This is a genomic window from Salisediminibacterium beveridgei (genome assembly GCF_001721685.1).
GTDB classification, from domain to species: Bacteria; Bacillota; Bacilli; order Bacillales; family Salisediminibacteriaceae; genus Salisediminibacterium; species Salisediminibacterium beveridgei.
In genome coordinates this window covers 271,492-290,557 of record NZ_CP012502.1, presented here as the reverse complement: position 1 = coordinate 290,557, position 19,066 = coordinate 271,492, and the positions used below count along the sequence as shown (strand labels likewise).

The 19,066-nt window shown below is 39.4% G+C and carries 19 protein-coding genes and 1 pseudogene; 4 read left to right on the top strand and 16 right to left on the bottom strand.

The genetic code is table 11. From position 1 onward, the window contains the following. Positions 1 to 131: 131 nt before the first annotated feature. Genes BBEV_RS01405 through BBEV_RS01395 form a run of 3 tightly spaced genes read right to left on the bottom strand, consistent with a single transcriptional unit; the run spans position 132 to position 3,314 of the window. The gene (locus BBEV_RS01405) at positions 132 to 731 is read right to left on the bottom strand and encodes a CpsD/CapB family tyrosine-protein kinase (RefSeq protein WP_069363830.1); all 600 of its coding nucleotides are present in this window, start codon (positions 729 to 731) and stop codon (positions 132 to 134) included. A 2-nt stretch (positions 732 to 733) separates the two neighbouring features. Then, the gene (locus BBEV_RS01400) at positions 734 to 1,453 is read right to left on the bottom strand and encodes a YveK family protein (RefSeq protein ID WP_069363829.1); all 720 of its coding nucleotides are present in this window, start codon (positions 1,451 to 1,453) and stop codon (positions 734 to 736) included. A gap of 40 nt (positions 1,454 to 1,493) precedes the next feature. Then, positions 1,494 to 3,314, bottom strand: coding sequence for a nucleoside-diphosphate sugar epimerase/dehydratase (locus BBEV_RS01395; RefSeq protein ID WP_069363828.1), 1,821 nt, complete (start codon positions 3,312 to 3,314; stop codon positions 1,494 to 1,496). Between the two features lie 142 nt (positions 3,315 to 3,456). On the opposite strand from BBEV_RS01395, the gene BBEV_RS01390 reads away from it, so the two are divergent. The 4 genes from BBEV_RS01390 to istB all read left to right on the top strand — a co-directional run bounded on the left by BBEV_RS01390 (position 3,457) and on the right by istB (position 6,679). Continuing rightward, positions 3,457 to 4,449 (top strand): LCP family glycopolymer transferase, encoded by a 993-nt coding sequence (locus BBEV_RS01390; protein ID WP_069363827.1) that lies wholly within the window; start codon positions 3,457 to 3,459, stop codon positions 4,447 to 4,449. A gap of 333 nt (positions 4,450 to 4,782) precedes the next feature. Then, positions 4,783 to 5,409, top strand: a complete 627-nt coding sequence (locus BBEV_RS17755) for a DDE-type integrase/transposase/recombinase (protein ID WP_232318241.1) — start codon at positions 4,783 to 4,785, stop codon at positions 5,407 to 5,409. Between the two features lie 45 nt (positions 5,410 to 5,454). Beyond that, on the top strand, positions 5,455 to 5,910 hold the full coding sequence (locus BBEV_RS17750) for a hypothetical protein (RefSeq protein WP_232318240.1): 456 nt from the start codon (positions 5,455 to 5,457) through the stop codon (positions 5,908 to 5,910). A gap of 4 nt (positions 5,911 to 5,914) precedes the next feature. Then, entirely contained in the window at positions 5,915 to 6,679 is a 765-nt protein-coding gene (gene istB, locus BBEV_RS01375) for an IS21-like element helper ATPase IstB (protein WP_069363824.1), read from the top strand. A gap of 65 nt (positions 6,680 to 6,744) precedes the next feature. Here the strand turns inward: istB and BBEV_RS01370 are convergent. From BBEV_RS01370 to BBEV_RS01310, 13 genes and pseudogenes are all read right to left on the bottom strand, one after another. Continuing rightward, positions 6,745 to 7,013: pseudogene (locus BBEV_RS01370) on the bottom strand (transposase); the annotation flags it as partial. A 490-nt stretch (positions 7,014 to 7,503) separates the two neighbouring features. After that, positions 7,504 to 8,022, bottom strand: a complete 519-nt coding sequence (locus BBEV_RS01365) for a GNAT family N-acetyltransferase (RefSeq protein ID WP_069363822.1) — start codon at positions 8,020 to 8,022, stop codon at positions 7,504 to 7,506. Next, positions 8,010 to 8,963 carry a hypothetical protein gene (locus BBEV_RS01360; protein WP_069363821.1) on the bottom strand — a complete coding sequence of 318 codons (954 nt, stop codon included), beginning with the start codon at positions 8,961 to 8,963 and terminating at the stop codon, positions 8,010 to 8,012. The genes BBEV_RS01365 and BBEV_RS01360 overlap by 13 nt, the downstream gene beginning before the upstream one ends. A 2-nt stretch (positions 8,964 to 8,965) precedes the next feature. Further along, positions 8,966 to 10,168, bottom strand: coding sequence for an ATP-grasp domain-containing protein (locus BBEV_RS01355; protein ID WP_069363820.1), 1,203 nt, complete (start codon positions 10,166 to 10,168; stop codon positions 8,966 to 8,968). Positions 10,169 to 10,509: 341 nt separating this feature from the next. Continuing rightward, positions 10,510 to 11,439, bottom strand: coding sequence for a dTDP-glucose 4,6-dehydratase (rfbB, locus tag BBEV_RS01350; protein WP_069363819.1), 930 nt, complete (start codon positions 11,437 to 11,439; stop codon positions 10,510 to 10,512). After that, the gene (gene rfbA, locus BBEV_RS01345; protein WP_069363818.1) at positions 11,436 to 12,320 is read right to left on the bottom strand and encodes a glucose-1-phosphate thymidylyltransferase RfbA; all 885 of its coding nucleotides are present in this window, start codon (positions 12,318 to 12,320) and stop codon (positions 11,436 to 11,438) included. Before rfbA ends, rfbB begins: the two co-directional genes overlap by 4 nt. Positions 12,321 to 12,335: 15 nt before the next feature. Beyond that, a complete protein-coding gene (locus BBEV_RS01340; RefSeq protein WP_069363817.1) occupies positions 12,336 to 13,418 on the bottom strand; it encodes a DegT/DnrJ/EryC1/StrS family aminotransferase in 1,083 nt (360 codons plus the stop codon). 20 nt (positions 13,419 to 13,438) lie between these two features. Next, on the bottom strand, positions 13,439 to 14,881 hold the full coding sequence (locus BBEV_RS01335) for a lipopolysaccharide biosynthesis protein (protein WP_069363816.1): 1,443 nt from the start codon (positions 14,879 to 14,881) through the stop codon (positions 13,439 to 13,441). Between the two features lie 9 nt (positions 14,882 to 14,890). Continuing rightward, positions 14,891 to 15,907 (bottom strand): glycosyltransferase, encoded by a 1,017-nt coding sequence (locus BBEV_RS01330; protein ID WP_198155041.1) that lies wholly within the window; start codon positions 15,905 to 15,907, stop codon positions 14,891 to 14,893. Continuing rightward, entirely contained in the window at positions 15,873 to 16,139 is a 267-nt protein-coding gene (locus BBEV_RS17515) for a hypothetical protein (RefSeq protein ID WP_069363815.1), read from the bottom strand. Before BBEV_RS17515 ends, BBEV_RS01330 begins: the two co-directional genes overlap by 35 nt. Before the next feature lie 16 nt (positions 16,140 to 16,155). Then, positions 16,156 to 17,106 carry a glycosyltransferase family 2 protein gene (locus BBEV_RS01320; RefSeq protein WP_069363814.1) on the bottom strand — a complete coding sequence of 317 codons (951 nt, stop codon included), beginning with the start codon at positions 17,104 to 17,106 and terminating at the stop codon, positions 16,156 to 16,158. A 27-nt stretch (positions 17,107 to 17,133) separates the two neighbouring features. Next, the gene (locus BBEV_RS01315; RefSeq protein ID WP_069363813.1) at positions 17,134 to 17,868 is read right to left on the bottom strand and encodes an adenylate kinase family protein; all 735 of its coding nucleotides are present in this window, start codon (positions 17,866 to 17,868) and stop codon (positions 17,134 to 17,136) included. A gap of 9 nt (positions 17,869 to 17,877) precedes the next feature. Next, entirely contained in the window at positions 17,878 to 19,044 is a 1,167-nt protein-coding gene (locus BBEV_RS01310) for a nucleotide sugar dehydrogenase (RefSeq protein WP_069363812.1), read from the bottom strand. Between the last annotated feature and the right edge of the window lie 22 nt (positions 19,045 to 19,066).

The following is a 19,066-nucleotide window of genomic DNA, read 5'->3' as shown; positions in this document are numbered from 1 at the left end:
TTATACGACAAATAAGCGCGCTCGCCAGGACATTCAGGCGAGCGCGCTTATTTACGCTTCTCATTTGCTCAATCGTGAGCAAATAAGAAGAAAAGACACGCACACGCATGTACAACGTGTACGTGTCGACATCAGAACGATTTTACTTTGGTCATCACTGCTCCTAATACTTTCACATCATAATTTTGAAGCTGTTTTGATACGTCTAAGACTTCATCTTCTCTCGTCTTCTGATGCTCGACTGCAAGGACTGCTGCATCACAGATTGCCATGAGCGGGATACTGTCACTGACTTGTATCACCGGAGGTCCATCGACAATCACCATATCATATGCCTCTTTCAGTTCCTCCATCAGATCATGAAAGGCGCCACCCTCCAATAGCTCTGTAGAGAAAGGAGTAGCTGTGCCTGCATGAATCACATCGTTGGATCCGACCTCGCCTTGCTTAATTAATTGATCCTTCGACAGCTTACCTGATAAGAAGTCACTCAACCCCTTTTCATGAGCCATTTCAGCTTCTTCCTTACGTTCACGAAGATCTGCATGGACAACGATCGTTTTGCAATTGATCGCCGCTAGCGAGGCCCCCAGGGCCGACGCAACCGTCGTCTTCCCTTCACCGCCTCGGGTGCTGGTCATGAGAAGCCTCTCTGGAACATGTTCCTGGTGAATCAATTTCGACCGTAATAGTCGAATCTGTTCTTGTTGGTTCGGTTTATTCGTAATCATATCTACACTCCCCGGATGGTAATATACTTCTTCCAACGAGGCATTTCTTCCTCATCTTCAAATTCTGCCAAGACCGGAATACCAGTATTTCTCTCCAGTGAACCGGCACTTTGAACCGTTGGATTCATGAAATTCACAAGAAATATGGCAAAAACAGAACCCATGATACCCAAAACAAAAGCAATTACCATATTGAGAGTAATATTAACCTGCTGGTCATCCACTTCTGTAGTCCCGGTGAGTTCGGCTTCTTGACTCACTTCTAAAGGTGCAAAATCCGTGGCATCATCCAAGAGATCGATCACTTCATCACGAATGGCATCTAAAAATTGGACTCCATCACGTTCATCATGCCAAATCAGGAAGATGGAAATATCATTACTATCCCTTTCGACCTCCATATGAGGCCATACATCTTCCACTTCGGTATCTTCAAAATCCATCTCTTCAATGGCATTTTCAATAATCAAATCGGTTTTCGAAAGCTCTCTGGCCAAATCGCGTCGATCTGAATAATCCTCTTCCTCCGAGACAACGAAGACGGTCTCCACTTCATAATATGTAGTCACATCCCGCTGAGTGTTCATAACCGCGGAAATGACCAATGCTAATACTACAAATACGCCTGTTAATAACAAAATAAAACGCCAGTTCTTCCAAAGCAAACCGAGTATTTCGTTCAAACTGATTTCTTCTTCCTGCTGTGTCCCTCTTTGTTCCACTGTCCACACTCCATTTCATCAGTCTTTCCAATTCGTTCTTTTATTTAGAACCGACCGCTCTCAATTGTTTCGTACGAAAGTGGGCAATGTCCAACACACTTACCCGCAGCTTTTGGGTAGACATTGCATCAAATTCTTCGATTAATTCATTGATCACCTGAATATTCACAGGGGGCGTCTTTCCTCTGTAAATCATCGGATAGATCTGTTCCCCGTGTACTTCATCTTCTCCTAGAAGTTCCTCAAAGAGTTTCTCACCAGGTCGCATACCCGTATAACGGATTTCGATTTCATCTTCGGTGAATCCGGATAACCGGATCAGGTTTTTGGCCAGATCGACTATCTTTACGGGTTTTCCCATATCCAAAACAAAGGTCTCGCCGCCATCAGCAATCGCCCCAGCCTGAACCACCAGCCTCGACGCTTCCGGTATCGTCATAAAATATCGGGTCATCTCCGGGTGGGTCACGGTCACCGGACCACCATTTTCGATCTGTTGTTTAAACAGGGGAATGACGCTGCCTCGGCTGCCCAGCACATTACCAAACCGAACCGCTACGAATTTAGTGTCACTGACGGTATCCATATGCTGCACGACCATTTCGGCAATCCGTTTCGTAGCGCCCATCACGCTCGTTGGCTTGACGGCTTTATCCGTGGACACCATGACAAACGATGATACACCGTGACGGTCGGCGGCCTTGGATACATTCAAGGTTCCCATGACATTATTTTTGATCGCCTCATGCGGATTCTTCTCCATTAGCGGAACATGTTTATGTGCTGCGGCATGATAGATCACGTCAGGGGAATAAGTCGATATGACGTCATTGATGCGTTCTTCATCCTGCACATCTGCGATAACCGCTTCATATGTAATGTGTCCAAATTGATTGCGTAACTCCATATCGATGGCGTAGATGCTGTTCTCCCCATGTCCAAGTAAGATCACCGTATCCGGGTGAAACAAACTGACCTGGCGGCAGACTTCGGACCCGATGGATCCCCCAGCCCCGGTAATCATGACCCGTCTTCCTGTAAGTTTTTTCCCTATACTTTGGTTATCCAGTTCCACCGGATCCCGTCCAAGTAAGTCCTCCACCTGAACATCCCGCATCTGCATGACCGATACTTTCCCGGACATGATATCCTCCACGGCAGGCATAATTTGTGTCCTGACTTTCGTCGTTGCACATGTCAGAAAGATCCCGTTTAACTCTGCCCGGGGCAAAGACGGTATTGCGATTACAATATGCTCAATCATATAATCATTGACGATCTGATGCAGGGAGTCAATTTTACCTAGGACCGGAATACCCATGATCTCAAGATTAATTTTTTGCGGATCATCATCCACGAAGGACACAGGTTTTAATTCAGACATTTCACTTTGCTGGAGTTGTCTTGCGACCATACTGCCCGCTTTCCCGGCGCCAATGATCAAAGTTCTTTTCTGTTTCATGTCGGATTGTTGAATGAATTCATCTCTGAAGATCCGCCAGGAAAAGCGTGATCCTCCGATCAACAAGATATGCAGCATCCATGTGACAAGCATCGCCCGGTTATACGTCACATCGAACACCATCATCTGCATCATATAGACAGGAATGACGGACAAAGAAACTGCCTTGATAATCGCAGTCAGCTCACCTACACTGGCGTACTCCCAAATGCGATTATACAAATTGAAGAAATGGGCAAAGATATGATGACTGATTAACAGAACAACCGAGCTTGCCAGGATGGCTTCTGGCAGCCGGTCTGTATTCGTCACAACGAGATAATAGCTGATGAAAATCGCCGATAACACAATGATTGAATCCACCAGCCCCAGAAACACTTTTCTTTTTGATTGAGACATCTTACTCCCCCCCTCTTATAGTACAGTTATATATCATTTCATTCGATTTAAATTCCATGTTTTCACAAATTAACAGATTGCCTATTTGCTCACAATCCACTATACTATAAATAATGAAATGAATATAGGGGAGATTGGCAAAATGACAAATTTTCGGCAAGATAAACGCAATAAAGGCTGGAAAAGCTGGGGAAATACGAGAAAATTCTTCACCTTAACCGGCGGGATCTTCATCATCCTCTTACTGATTGGCGGTGGGTATGTCTACAACCTCTATAAATCAGTCGAAAGCACTGTGGATTCGAATATGTATGAGGAATTGGACCGCAACCAGTCCGATAAGCGTGCAGCACCTGTAAATCTGAATGAAAAAGAACCGGTATCATTTCTACTGCTGGGAATAGACGCCGAAGAGGGGCAACACGGCAGAAGTGATACGATCATTGTCGTCACAGCAGACCCTAACGACGATTCCATGAAAATGCTCTCGATTCCACGAGACACGCGAACAGAAATCATCGGCAGAGGCAATCAAGACAAAATCAACCATGCATTTGCATTTGGCGGCTCAAACATGGCGATGGATACCGTCGAAAACTTCCTGGATATCCCCATCGACTATGTCGTCCGTGTCAACATGGACGGTTTTACGGAAATGGTCGATGCCGTAGGTGGTGTTGATGTCGAAAACAGCTTCTCTTTCTCCCAGGGAGGATACACATTCCCTGAAGGTGAAGTCAGCCTCGACGGTGACCGAGCCCTCGAATACACACGAATGCGAAGCGGTGATCCTCAGGGAGACATGGGACGAAATATCCGGCAACAGCAGGTCGTGAATGCGATTATCAGTGAAGGTGCCAGCTTCAGTTCCATCACACGTGTTGGAGATATACTTGACGGTCTTGGCAGTAATGTCAATACCAATCTGGACTTTGACAGTATGACGAAACTCATGAACCATTACCACTCATCGCGGCATAACTCGGAAACATTGGAAATTGAAGGATCAGGTACAACAATTAATGGTATTTGGTATTATGAGGTTCCAGAAGAGGAAAGACAGCGTGTTTCGAATCGATTGAAAGATCATCTTCGTCTGAATAAATCAGATTCTTCAACTGCGTCCTCAGATTGATTTTTTTGAAGTTACGAAACATAAATTGTTCAACATTCAAAATAAGCCTGAAAAGTGAGTTTTCACTTCTCAGGCTTATTTGTATAAATCAATTAATCTCTCGCATATAAATCTCGAGTATAAACTTTTTCTTTTACATTGTAGATTGCTGTAGATTGATCGTCCGGTAGGTCGGCGCGTGTCCTTGTGCCAGTGTAAATGATAAATTAGACTAAACGGTTTTCCCCAAATAAGATTCAACAGTTCTTACGAACTGCCGGAATTTTATTTTCAAATGCCCGCTTTATTTTGTATATACTCAAGTGAGTACATACAGAAGTGGGGGAATGAGGAGTGGATCGTTTTATGGTTTATGTGGATATTCATCGATTATACAGAGATGGATTCTCCAAAAGTGCCATTGCGGCAAAATTACAAATCTCAAGAAACAGGGTGATCGATTACTTAAAAATGGACCCAGATGAATTTGAAGCGTTTCTGTCATCGTTACACGAGAGACGAAAGAAGCTCGATCCGTATCAGGATCAAGTGGTGATGTGGTTGAATGAACATCCGGATTTATCCGCAGCGCAGATTTATGACTGGCTTCAGGAGAAAGCAGGTATGGATGGAGGAGATGCGAGTGAAAATACAGTAAGGAATTATGTGAATGATCTTCGGGATCGATACAGCATTCCGAAAGTGAAGCATGAGCGCCCCTATGGATCGGTGGAAGAATTGCCAATGGGCCAACAGGGACAAGTTGATTTCGGACAAACGGTCGTTAACGATCAGGATGGTAAGCGTCAGCGCATCTTTTTCATTGCATTTATCCTGTCTTGTTCGAGGTATAAGTATATTGAATGTTTGGACAGACCATTCCGAACCGAGGATGTGGTACACGCACATGAACGTTCATTTCAATATTTCGAAGGTATGCCAAAGGAGATAGTTTATGATCAGGATGCACTTTTATTTTGACAAAAACAGCATGTCTTTACAGAGGGTGATCATCTCCAAATCCGTTTGAAGCCGAACGGGCAAGTGATCGGTCAACACGTGATTCCATCAGGACGGGGCCACATGGTTATCGATCCTGATCATCGTATAAAGAACCGATCAAAACGTGACGGACTCATTCGTGAAATCGAAGATTTCTTTTCGGATAAGGAGGCGGTCACCTGGTTTATAAACAAGCTTGAGGCCAGATATTCGAGGTATATAATCGATCAATTAAAAGTGATGAAACGCGTCATGATCGAGCATCCCACTATAGCCGAGGATGCACTGAGGAAAGTGTATGATCTTAAATTAACCAGTGCCAACGATTATCGTGACGTGGCGATGTCCATATCCATTGAACAGGATCGCAATGACATAGGAAACAAAAACCGTGCAAAAAGCAATGAAAAGTATGCTGGTTTACAAGCGCCTGAACGGTCACCTGATGCTTATCTCCACGTATTATCAGGAGGTGGTTGACCTGATGGATGTCTATAAGGACCTTCAGGACAAGTGCCGATCTCTGCGTCTCGCAGAGACGGCTAAAGCCCTCCCTGACCTCTTACGTGAGGCAGAGAATAAATCCTGGACGTATCATGAACTGATCAGTGAAGTCTTCGAGCATGAACTTCGATGCAGAGAAAAAAAGAATATTGAAAAGCTCATGAAATGGGCAGAATTCCCTGAAGAGTTGACGTTCGAAACGTATGCATTAGAAGAACAAAATGCCATTGGCAAAAAGGAACTGAGTATCCTTCAAGAATTACACTGGGTTGATGACAACTTCACCTTGATTTTGATGGGCCCCTCCGGGGCCGGGAAGACCCATCTGTCCGTAGCTTTAGGGATCCACGCAGTGTCGAAGGGGTTGCAGGTTTCATTCACATCAATGCCGCAACTTATGTATATTCTTAAAACAAAAGATCACATCAAGAAATCAGCGACTCGTTATAAGCGAATAATCACTTCGGACCTGATTATCATTGACGATGTGATGTATATGACTTTTGAACCGAAGGAGGGAGCGCTATTTTTTCAGTTTATCTATGATATGTATGACAAAACAGCCTTTATCCTGACATCGAATAAGGGCCCTGGTGAATGGGGCAAATTTCTCGGAGATCCGACATTAACGACTGCCATTCTGGACAGACTGCTTCATAAGAGTGAGATCCTAAGATTTGATAATGAGGCTGATAGCATCAGAATGAAATATCGAAAAACGATTTTTGATTCAGAAACTGTTTAATCTTAATTGTGGAAATGTGTTGAATCTTATTTTTGAGAAATTGTTTAGTTTAACTTGACGGTTACAGCCAGCCACATCATTCGAATACTGTCCTGCAATAAGGCTTCAATTTCCCGTCCAGAACAAGTGGATTGAGTATACGCACACAGAATCACCTTCATCATCATTTTCGGATGATAAGAAGGGCGACCCTGACTTTTATAAAAAGCTTCAAAAGCTTCTTCAGGTATCGATTCAACCAGGTCATTCACTGCAAAAGCGACATCATTTTTTTGTAATTGAGCGATAAATCCATCGGCAAAACGAGCTGATTCATGTTATAATCGATAAACATAAGGATACCTCCGGTTTTGTTATGACTTGGTCGTTCTAACTTAATCCGAAGGTATCCTTTTTTATGTAAAAATCAAGACCTGACGGTCTTTCAATGCAGTTGATTGTCAAAAATACATGAGACGCCTGCGGGAAAAGCAAGAGCTGAAGATCCACCGGCGGTGGTTTTCCGACGGTTAGCTGAGATCTTCATGCGACGAGCACTGCACAGGAGCAGAAGCCTTGCCCGCGGCAAGCGATTGTATTTTTGCACAATCAACCCTTCTATACAGAAAACCCACACCGTTTGGTGTGGGCCTCTTTATTTACTGGGTTTTGTCCCAGCCTCTTACTGAACCCACACCCCTTAACAGAGTGATACCCTAAATACTTTACACAAACTTATTGACACTACCTTAAAGATTAGAAATAGACTTTAATATTGATATTAAGAGACTATATCATTAACTAATAAAAATTCACTATATAAAATATGATGTTTCTAAGGTGAACTATTTCAAATATTCTTCTTTTAGTATCCCCATTAAAATCATATTTACAAATTCACCGTTTTTATAAACTGAATTTCTTTTTGTCCCTTCAATTTTAAACCCCACTCTTTCATATAACCGAATTGCTCTTGTATTTGTTTCTAATACTGTTAATTCAATACGATTTAAATTAATGTCATTAAAAGCATGGTTTAATAACTCTGTAGTTGCAAAATAACCAATACCCTTACCTCTATTCTCATCATCACCAATCATTATATGGAAAACAGCAGATTGATTAATGAAATTAATATTCGTTAAACTAACTAGCCCTTTGATGATCTCTTTTTTATTTGATTCTACAACAGCACATCTGATATTACTTTGACGGTTATTCAAATAGTTCTCGTACCACTTATATTCAACATCTAAATTTATGTATCGGAAAGGGGCTCCCAAACATTCTATCAATTCAATGTTTTTACGCCAATTATTTATTGCTAATATGTCCTCTTTTTGGAGTTCTCTCAACTCATACATTTAAATACCTCCTTTATCAAGTATTCCATGTCATTTTCATCATATCTTTGATCACAAGGAAGTGGCAAAATGTTTGAAGCAAATTCATACTCAATAGCATCATCAAAAATATCTTCCATTACATTAGGCCATAGAGTCGGAATATATATATTCTTGTTTGCAAGTTCAGCTCTAACTTCAAGACCATTATCCAAATACAAAGGATAACAAAAAGCACCAAATGGTTCATTTAATTTAATTTTATTTTGGTCACTCAGAGAGTTTTTAAGAAATTCAAAATTTGTATCTCTTGTATGTTGAACTTTATTATAGTCAATTGCACCAAGAATATTCCGGGTTAGTCTTGACATATACTTTAATGCTTCATACTTGAAAGAAGCATCATTTTCTTTAAAAAAACTGTAGTATTCTTTAGCAGACCCTTCATATCTCCCCAGAATATGGGTCATACGATCTTTCGAGACATCTTTTTCAAGCTTTTCATGCAATAGAATTTCTGTCGATAGATAGGCACCATCCGGGACTCCAAAAAACTTCCTGCAAGAATAAAGTGTATTTACTCCTTTAATCGGTTTTTGAAAAAAAGCATGAGTATTATCCATAATTATTTTGTTGAACTTATGTTTAAGTGAGACAATATACTCATCTGATAATTGTCCAAAATAATTAACAACATACAAATATTCATCATCATTTAGTTCTTTACTGAAAATAGGTTTGAAATTAGAATCTATAAAATAGTATTCAAAATTATAACCATATCTTTTCAACATATCGCTTACTGAATCACAAAGATAATAAGGTATGTGAATCTTATTTATATTGTTTACTTTCATAAGGTATAATAAAGCATTTCGTCCATTATTCACTGCAATCAAGTCTTTGTGAAATTCATTCTCTACAAATTTATCAAGTTCAAAATAACCTCCAACTTCTTTCATTACTATAACACCTCCACTTCTACGAAATTATTCATATTATCCATTTTATCTTGCAATTCTTCTAAATTATCAAATTTCAAAAAAATTATTCCTAATGCTTTATTTGCTCCATCAAATATGTCAACTTTTGATCCTATTTCTTTATATATTATGTTCTTCACTATATTTTTTTGAATTTCTTGTTTTAAATCAAGCTTAACTAAATTTCCTTTTTCTGCAGAATGTATCACATATATAGAGTAATAACTTTCATTAGGCATATCATCTATAATTTTAATTTCATTACCTAAAGCGGCTTCAACTGTTGCAGCAATTAAGTTAACACCAGTAATCATTTCTAATAAATCCGGTATCATATTCCCACCATTTCTAGGGCCAATTTCAATGATATATAATCTACCTCGTTTATCAAACATGAGTTCCAAATTTAGTGCACCCATAGTGATTCCTAATATTCTAAGTACTTTTTCAATTTCTTTTTTGGCAAGATTGATTTTCTCATTATCTAAAAACAATGGATAACTTTTCCCTATAGGTACATATGGGCTAAGATTTTTACTTCTATGACAGTTCAAAAACCCATTAAATTTTAATTCTCCATTAATTACAAACCCGTCACCGCCAATCATATGTTTATGACCCATTTCAATAAATTCCTCAATGATTACAATTTTCTCTTTTGAATTAACAAGAGCTAATTCAAAAGCTTCATCTAATTCATTGATTGAATTTATTCTATTTACTCCTTTACTACCGGAAGAATCTATTGGCTTAACCATTAGAGGATATTCAAATTCTAATTTTTCTAGTTCTCTTATTGCCTCTTCCTTATAATAAAAACTCTCAGCTTTCGGGCAATTAAATCCATGTTTTTTCAGGAATTTTCTGAATAAATCTTTTTTTGTTAATATTCGTACTGATTCATAAGGATTAGAAGGTAAGTTTAACTCATTTCCAACATAAGCTGCTGTAGGCGCAGCTGGATCAGAGGCAAAAGCAATAATTCCATCAATTTTAGTTTGTTTAGCTATTCTTAAAACTTCTTCTTGATCTGTAGTACTGACTAAATGATATTCATCAGCGTAATCTCTTCCTGGATTATCACTTAAAAAATCGCATAATATACAATAATATCCCCTTTTTTTTGCATATTTTAAAGCGGGAGTTTGTTGAATAGAGCCACCAAGAAATAATAATTTTTTCATATATGCATAACTCCTTTTTTATTTTATTTCCGAACCGAAAAGGTAGGTAAGCGCGATTAAGTATAAAGATATACTAAATTGTTCTTTATTAGATATTCCTTTTGAATATCTAATAAAGAAGTTGAATATTTCAAAAAATACTTAATGACTTTGGAAATCATTAGTTTAAATTCCAATAATCAAACGCGATTTAATCAATTTTTAATTTTCTAACTTTAATTCATCCATCCTCAGTGAAAAATGTCTATCGATTAGCTAAAAATATTTGAGTTTCATATCATTCTGATTAATCAGATATATTATAATTTTGAATTTAAATATATCTAAACTGGTGTATTTAATTAATTAATTAATTTTTTAATACCCTCATTGAACTCATACTTTGACTTCCAACCCAATTTTTCAATTTTTTTAGGGTCTATTGCATAACGTTTATCATGTCCCAAACGATCTTTCACGAATTCAATACTTTCTTCAGTCTTACCCATTTCTTTTATTATCGTCTTGACCAATTCCAGATTAGTTTTCTCATTATGTCCACCGATATTATAGACTTCACCATCAACTCCTTCACGCATCACGAGGTCCACTGCAGAGCAGTGATCACTGACATGGAGCCAATCTCGAATGTTACTGCCGTCACCGTAAACTGGCACTTTTTCTCCATTACTAAGCTTTTGGATGGTTAATGGAATCAGTTTTTCAGGAAACTGAAAGGGGCCATAGTTATTGGAGCATCTGGTGATATTCACTGGCATTCCGTATGTTTCGTGATAGGCTCTTACTAATAAATCCGATGACGCTTTACTGGCACTGTATGGACTGTTTGGTTGAAGTGGGGTTTCTTCGGTGAAATAATCATCCCCATCGAGTTCCAGTTCACCATAGACCTCATCCGTTGAAATATGCACAAATTTTTTCACTTTGTTTTTAAGCGCTGCATCCAACAACACTTGTGTTCCCAGGACATTCGTTCTCACAAAAGCGCTCGGATCTTCAATGGACCGGTCCACATGACTTTCCGCTGCAAAATGAAGGACATACTCAAAAGCATTCTGTTGAAACAGTTCCAGAACTGCTTCACGGTCTGCAATATCCATTTCCACAAATGTATACCGTGAATCATTTTCGTATTTTTCATGTTTCGACAAATCTCCCGCATAAGTTAATAAGTCCAAATTGGTTACATTAATATCTTCATAATTCTCCAATAAAAAGTGAATGTGGTTACCTCCTATAAAACCAGCACCACCTGTTACTAATACCTTCACACTCTAACACTCCCCTCAGTAGTGGCAATATCCATTAAATAATCACCATAGTCGGTTTTTGATAAAGGTTGCGCTAATATTTTCAGCTGATTGGCATTTATATAGCCTTTACGAAATGCAATTTCCTCAATACAGGCAATGTATAAACCCTGTCTTTTTTGAATCGCTTCAACAAAGTTTGACGCTTCAAGAAGAGCTTCATGCGTACCTGTATCCAACCACGCAAGTCCACGCCCGGTCAACTGCACTTTCAATTTTCCTTCTTTCATATAGTGGTCTATGACTGAGGTGATTTCCAACTCACCTCGTGCTGAAGGCTTAACCTGTTTTGCAATGTCAATCACATCATTATCAAAAAAATAAAGCCCCGGTACAGCGTAAGAGGACTTCGGGTTTTCCGGCTTTTCTTCAATGGAAACCGCATTTCGATTCTTATCGACTTCAACGACACCATAAGCTCTCGGGTCGTTCACATGACACCCGAATATCACACCGCCTTCTTTCAATGAAGTAGCTCTTTTCAGTTGGTTACTGAAGTTGGAACCGTAAAAGATATTATCTCCTAAAATAAGAGCAACCTGATCTTCTCCAATAAAGGATTCACCCAAAATAAACGCATCTGCTAAACCTTTCGGTTCAGCCTGAACCTGATAGCTCAGTTCCATACCGATGTGCCCGCCATCTCCCAGTAATTCCTGAAAATCCGGCAAATCCCGTTCCGTCGAAATAATTAGCACTTCTTTCATCCCTGCCAGCATTAAAACAGACAACGGATAATAGATCATCGGTTTATCATAGATCGGTAAGATCTGTTTAGAAACTGACTTAGTCAATGGGTAAAGTCTCGATCCGGTACCTCCTGCTAAAATGATTCCTTTCATGCCTAACACCTGCCTTTATTCTAAAATGATCTTGCAAATACGGTCGACATCATCCAATGACAGATCCGCATATAATGGTAATGTCAATATTTCATTGGCTGCAGCTTCTGCTATGGGTGTATGTCCTGGGTCAAAACGATCCCGGTAACAGGAAAATGCACTCGTCAATGGATAGAAGTATTTCCTTGCACCGACCCCTTCAATTTTCAATCGTTCAATCACTTCGTCTCTGGAATACTTATAATCCGTAAATCGGACTGGAAAATACGCATAGTTAATGGTAAAACCTGCCTTAATCTCTTTTATCTGGATCCCTGGTATATCGGACAAGTGTTCCACATACCTACTCCAAACCATCTCTCGCTCCTCAAATTCTTCATCAATCTGTCTTAAATTACAGAGTCCCATCGCTGCCTGAAATTCATTCATCTTGGCATTGGTTCCTATTTCGGTAACGTCTTCACCCTCAATCCCGAAATTCCGAAGCACTTTCATTCGTTCACCAAATTTCTCATCAGAGAATGTTACTGCTCCACCCTCAATGGTATGAAACACCTTCGTCGCATGAAAACTGAACATCGACGCATCCCCGAAACTGCCGATACCTCTTCCATTTACGGTAACACCAAAGGCATGGGCTGCATCGTAGACGACTTTCAAATTATGCTTCTTTGCAATTGTTTCAATCGATTGCACGTCACAGATATTCCCGTAGACATGAACAGCAACAATCGCAGATGTCTTGTCAGTGATTAAAGACTCGATTTTATCTGGATCGATGGTGCAATCATCTTTCACGTCACAAAAAACCGGTATTAATCCTTGTCTGACGATTGCATGGGTCGTTGAAGCGAATGTAAAGGGTGTGGTAATCACTTCTCTTGAGAGATTCATCGCATCAAGTGCGATCTCCAGACCCTGATGGCCATTACAAAAAAGCTCTGTGTTTGACACACCAAGGTAGTCACACAGAGCTGATTTAAATTGCTGATGCTTTACGCCATTATTCGTTAACCATCGCGAATCCCACAGTTCACTTATTTCATTGATGTATTCTTCAAGATACGGCATTGAGGAACGGGTTACGTTAATCTTCATACTATAAACACTCCTAACATTCACGATTTCTTAAGACTCTTCAACAGCTCCAGCATTACCTTAAACTCACGCATTTTCAGTCCCCAGCCGATCAGCACATATATGCCAATGCCAACAGTAATCTGAATTACCAAAACGAAAAAGACATGTATCGTTAAACTGACACCGATGACATGAACAATTACTGCCATAATGGATGCGACACTTAGTGAAGGCAACATGTCTTTTAGTTGCATCCAAAGAGGGTACTGGATTTCCCGACCTGAGTAGTAGGTGTTTATAACAAGCGCAATAACCGAACTGATAATGGCTGCATAAATTAAGCTCTCTACACTGTCACCAAAAACGACTGCACTCACAAGAAGGATCGTAAGAACGCTCTTCTTTAGAATCTCTAAAAATAAAAATAAATCCGAGCGGTTTTTCACTTTCAACACATTCAGGTTTAATGCATGAATCGGATACAGCATACCGGCCACTGCAAGGAGTTGAAAGAAGATTACTGACGGTTGCCAATGCTCACCAAGTAAAAATGGAATAAACTGCGGTGCTGTAACCATAAGACCAATCATAAATGGAAACATCAAAAACGACGTCATTTGAATCAGTTTCTTATAATTACCCGCCAAACGGGACTGATCATCCTGCATCTGACTTAGAACTGGATATGTCACTTTTGAAATTGCCTGAGAAATCGACTGCGTGGACGTATCCCTTAATTTCTGAGCATTCGTATAGTACCCTAGTTGGTCGACCGGATACAAACGCCCAATAATCACGAAATAGATATTCTTATATGTGGTATCAATTAATCCTGAAAGTAGTAATTTATACCCGAACGTAAAATATTTCTTAAATAACCCGGTATCAAAAACCAGTGCAGGTCGCCACTGACTGCTCACCCAAAGCAACACCATCGTCATGAACTGCATACTGACCTGCTGCGCAACAAGACTCCAGACACCCAAACCTGCCACTGCCATTGAAATGGCAATAACCCCTGAAGTCACTGCCGCAATCACAGTAATTTTGGTCTGTGTTTTAAAATCAATGTTACGAATTAAAATAACCCGCTGGATTACGGCCAATGAATTGATGATCACTACGAGCATCAACACTCTAAGTATATCAATTAACTGAGGTTCCCCGAAGAAATCAGCAATCCAGGGTGCCGAGAAGAACAGAACTAGATACAGCGCAACAGAAACCGCTATATTAAAATAAAACACCGTTGAAAAATCCCTCTTACCCGGATTCTTCTCTCGGATCAACGCCTGATCAAGCCCGCTCTGAACGAGCGAAGTTGAGATGGCAATGAAAATAGTGATCATTCCAATCAAACCGAAATGCTCTGGTAAAAGAAGCCTCGCCAGCATGATTTGGATAATTAATGTGAGACCTTGCTTAGAGAGAAGTTCAGTAAAACTCCAAACAAGGCCGGAGATAGTTTTATTTCTAGTCATGGTAAAACCTCAGTCAGATTGTAATTTACTATTGATTAATTTTCTTTTAATCACTGATATTTTCAATAATGTTCGAGGAAAGTAAAAACGTCCAATAATTTTAATTTTGTCCATATTACTTTTTTCTTTAAATATACGATCAGCAAATAAGGATTTATCTTTCAAAATCATTTTTATATCAAACTCTATTTTTTCAGTTCTTTTTTTTATACTGCTTTGATACTTTCTACCACTATATTCATTTAAGCGTTCTAAGGATTCAATAGTTTTCTTTAAATGATTTATTTTGATGGACGACACTTTAGACCTATTACTCCAAGACCCTTCTACTCCTTTACGGTAAACACTCATATCCCTATCAAGGTAATAGACTTTCCCATGAAGAGCCAATACATGTCCTAAGGCAACATCTCCAGTTGGTGCTTTCATTAAATAATCTGGCATTCCACTTTTAAATATATTCTTGAAAAACATTGAATTTGTGGCCAGTATGCCACCTGGACTCTCGATCAATCTTTCTGTTAATATAATTCCTTCTTCATAAAGCGGTTTTATTTTCTTTAATGGCTTTTTGTCTGGAGTGGTCATTGTAGCAGTATGACAACATAATGATATTGAGTCATTCTTCTGCATAAGATTATATTGAATCTGCAATTTCTCCTTATCGGTCCAAAAATCATCACCTTCACAAAGTGCAACAAAATTCCCTCGAGAAATGGGATAGATGAATCTGCATGCAATTCGACCACCTTTAGAGTATTGATTTTCAGTTTGTAGTATCGTTTTGATTATATTAGGATATTTCTCAGCGTAATTTTTTACTATTTTTGCAGTTTTATCAGTTGATGCATCATCATGAATTATAACTTCAAATGGGAAATCTGTTTCCTGCATTAGAAAACTGGAAATTGCGTCTTCAATATATCTTTCATGGTTATATGTAATACAGGCTACCGTTACAACGGGTATATTATTAGACGAATCCTTCCAACTATCTAATATGTCTTTTTCCTTTCTTAAATTCATAATATTCAACCCTCGATTCTTTAGTCTCTCGCGTATATGCCTTTTCATCCTCATCGAAAAAATCATCTGACAGGAGGTTCACCACCATGATGTCTGGTTCTTCTTTGAATTTGTCAAAGTCATTGATCGCACGGAAGTGGTAGAAGGTACCATCCGGTAATACAGGTTCAAAACGACCACCTCCACACCTTTTTCCTAGATCCGCTTCATGACACCTTAAATTTGCATTCATACCTCGTAAGCAACGATTAAATTTTATACTTTTCTAACTCTTTTTCTTTGCTACGAACTCGTTTATACCTGTCCAAGAACCACATAGGATTAAAAATCTTTAATGAAATAATTTTTATCCGATGCCTTCTTAATGCCCTATAAACTCCAAGCACTTTTTTCAATCCAAACTGCCTTGCGCCCATCAATGCTCCACGACCGCTTAACTCAAGTTTTTCAAAGTCTTTTCGGGGAAGGTTTTCTCTCAAGAATATATACTTTCTGATCGTAACACCTAATCGAATATCGAATGTCTCTTCGTTCACCGTAGAAGTCAGGCTGCCTCTGTCTCTTGTGACACAATAGATCACATCTTTAGATACTTCAAACTCCATTGCATAAAAGCCAGCTTTCAATGAGAACATAACATCATTTGAGTAAATGACTTCGTCAAATTCAATTAGGTGGGTTTTGATGAATGATACACGAAACAGTTTTGACCAAGGGACATCATAGCCATACCTCAACCTCGCTTCTGAATACCAATCAGGCTGGCTCAGATAGTTTTGAACGAGCTCTTCGTAGCTTGTATGTCTTGTTGCGACTTCATTCGTATCATTATAAATACTTGTTGGAGTAAAGAAAACAATGTCATTATCAGATTCGAAATATTGACTAATTACTTCATAAAATCCCTCTGTAAAGAAATCATCCGAATCCGCAAAAAGAATCCATTCACCTGTTACATGTTCAAGACCTATATTTCTTGCAGCTCCTGCAGATTTTTCACCAACGTCATTGAAAAACAACTTGATATGGTGATTTAAGAATTCTTCTGTTAATTGTTTCAATACTGATACATGTTCTTCGGAACTGCGGTCATCCACAATTATGATTTCAATAAAATCGTTGACTGGAATTGAATTCAGGAGTCGGACAAGCGAATCACTTGAGTTATAGTGTGGAATAACGATTGATAGTTTTTTCATAAAATCCCTCAATTCGATGCTGTTAAATCAAGTAGATAAATCATTTTCTATTTTTAACTTTTCGTTTGATATATTGTTTGCGGTGTTATATCTATATCCTTGAATACCTTTCTGAAGAAGGTATTCATATAGAAAATTGCTGTACTCATCAGATTTGCGAAGTGTTTGCTTTATCTCTTCTTCAGTCTTACTTTTGTAAGCTGATGGGACCCCTATTTTTCTCGAGCTCATTCTTTTTAAAGCAATATCCGGATTTAAATCTGTCTTAATAACCACATCCGGATAACCTACAACTTCGAAATACTCATCTAATATTTTAGGTTTATCATTTTTACTGAGGTGCTTAAATATCCTCCCTGATCTATGAGCATAATGTTCATCGCAAACAATATACCTCTCACTACTCAAATCGGTAAACTGATGCATCACTGCTAGTTTAAAATAGTCGTTCATTAAGACTTGTGAAGTGAAATAACGATCATTTGAATCCATTTCAGCCAAAAAGTTTTGAAGTTTCAATAATTTGTCTGGGTTTTCAGCATTTAATTTCGAAAAAGTTGGTATTAATTCTCTTTTAATTATCAATCTGTTCAGCTTTCTTATTAAATTTTCTGAGGTGATTTTCTTAAACTTACTAATTGGCGATCGATAATGCAGATCAAAATCACTTAAAGAAAGAAATGAATCATTCAGCTCACATAGTCTTTTTGTTAATGTAGACTTACCGCTTCCTGGAATACCGATAAATTCAATTTTTTTCATGATTTCCCCTCAATCCCTCGCATACAAATCCCTCGTATACACTTTATCCTTCACACTCACCAGTTCTTCATTTAGCCGGTTTGCCACGATCACATCTGATTCTCTCTTGAACTGCTCAAAGTCATTAACCACACGGGAATTGTAGAACCTCTCTTCTGTCAATACCGGTTCAAAGACGATGACCTCCACGCCTTTTGCCTTGAGGCGCTTCATAATACCCTGGACGGCGGACTGGCGGAAGTTATCGGAATCGGTCTTCATCGTCAGACGGTAGATGCCAACGGTCTTTGGTTTACGGCGGAGGATCATATCAGCAACATGATCCTTACGCGTGCGGTTCGCATCGACAATCGCTCCGATGATGTTGTTCGGTACGTCTTCGTAGTTAGCTAGCAGCTGTTTCGTATCCTTCGGGAGACAGTAGCCTCCATACCCGAATGAAGGATTATTGTAATGCGTGCCAATCCGTGGGTCGAGTCCGATGCCGTCAATGATCTGCTGGGTGTTCAGGTTCCGTACCTCCGCATAGGAATCGAGTTCATTGAAGAACGCTACCCGCATGGCGAGATACGTATTGGCAAACAGCTTAATCGCCTCGGCCTCCGTGGAATCGGTGTACAGCACGTCAATCTCTTCTTTCGCCGCGCCTTCACGTAAGAGATCTGCAAAGACCTCGGCACGCTTCGATCTTTCCCCGACGATAATCCGCGATGGATAGAGATTATCATAAAGCGCCCTGCCTTCGCGCAGAAACTCCGGTGAAAAAATCACGTTCTCCGTATCGAATTTCTCACGGATCTCTTCCGTGTAACCAACAGGTACGGTGGATTTAATCACCATCACCGCATCAGGATTAATCGCCAACACGTCGGTGATCACCGCTTCAACGGTACTCGTGTCGAAATAGTTCCGCTCCGGATCGTAATTCGTCGGTGTTGAGATGATCACATACTCTGCTTCTGCGTATGCTTGGGATCGATCCGTCGTTGCAGTTAAATGCAGCTCCTTATTCGCAAAAAATGCCTCTATTTCTTCATCGACGATCGGTGACTGGCGGTTATTAATCATATCGACCTTCTCTTGCACGATATCAATCGCTGTCACGTCATGATGCTGCGCCAGTAATACCGCATTCGATAAACCGACATAGCCCGTTCCTGCTACTGTAATTTTCATTGACTGATCTTCCTTTCATTTA

Coding starts and splice junctions, on each gene's coding strand:
- BBEV_RS01390 (WP_069363827.1), top strand. CDS start 3,457: ATGACAAATTTTCGGCAAGATAAACGCAATAAAGGCTGGAAAAGCTGG.
- rfbA (WP_069363818.1), bottom strand. CDS start 12,320: ATGAAAGGAATCATTTTAGCAGGAGGTACCGGATCGAGACTTTACCCA.
- BBEV_RS01335 (WP_069363816.1), bottom strand. CDS start 14,881: ATGACTAGAAATAAAACTATCTCCGGCCTTGTTTGGAGTTTTACTGAA.
- BBEV_RS01330 (WP_198155041.1), bottom strand. CDS start 15,907: ATGAATTTAAGAAAGGAAAAAGACATATTAGATAGTTGGAAGGATTCG.
- BBEV_RS01340 (WP_069363817.1), bottom strand. CDS start 13,418: ATGAAGATTAACGTAACCCGTTCCTCAATGCCGTATCTTGAAGAATAC.
- BBEV_RS01395 (WP_069363828.1), bottom strand. CDS start 3,314: ATGTCTCAATCAAAAAGAAAAGTGTTTCTGGGGCTGGTGGATTCAATC.
- BBEV_RS01355 (WP_069363820.1), bottom strand. CDS start 10,168: ATGAAAAAATTATTATTTCTTGGTGGCTCTATTCAACAAACTCCCGCT.
- BBEV_RS01365 (WP_069363822.1), bottom strand. CDS start 8,022: ATGTATGAGTTGAGAGAACTCCAAAAAGAGGACATATTAGCAATAAAT.
- BBEV_RS17515 (WP_069363815.1), bottom strand. CDS start 16,139: ATGAATGCAAATTTAAGGTGTCATGAAGCGGATCTAGGAAAAAGGTGT.
- istB (WP_069363824.1), top strand. CDS start 5,915: ATGGATGTCTATAAGGACCTTCAGGACAAGTGCCGATCTCTGCGTCTC.
- BBEV_RS01310 (WP_069363812.1), bottom strand. CDS start 19,044: ATGAAAATTACAGTAGCAGGAACGGGCTATGTCGGTTTATCGAATGCG.
- BBEV_RS01320 (WP_069363814.1), bottom strand. CDS start 17,106: ATGAAAAAACTATCAATCGTTATTCCACACTATAACTCAAGTGATTCG.
- BBEV_RS01360 (WP_069363821.1), bottom strand. CDS start 8,963: ATGAAAGAAGTTGGAGGTTATTTTGAACTTGATAAATTTGTAGAGAAT.
- BBEV_RS01405 (WP_069363830.1), bottom strand. CDS start 731: ATGATTACGAATAAACCGAACCAACAAGAACAGATTCGACTATTACGG.
- BBEV_RS01315 (WP_069363813.1), bottom strand. CDS start 17,868: ATGAAAAAAATTGAATTTATCGGTATTCCAGGAAGCGGTAAGTCTACA.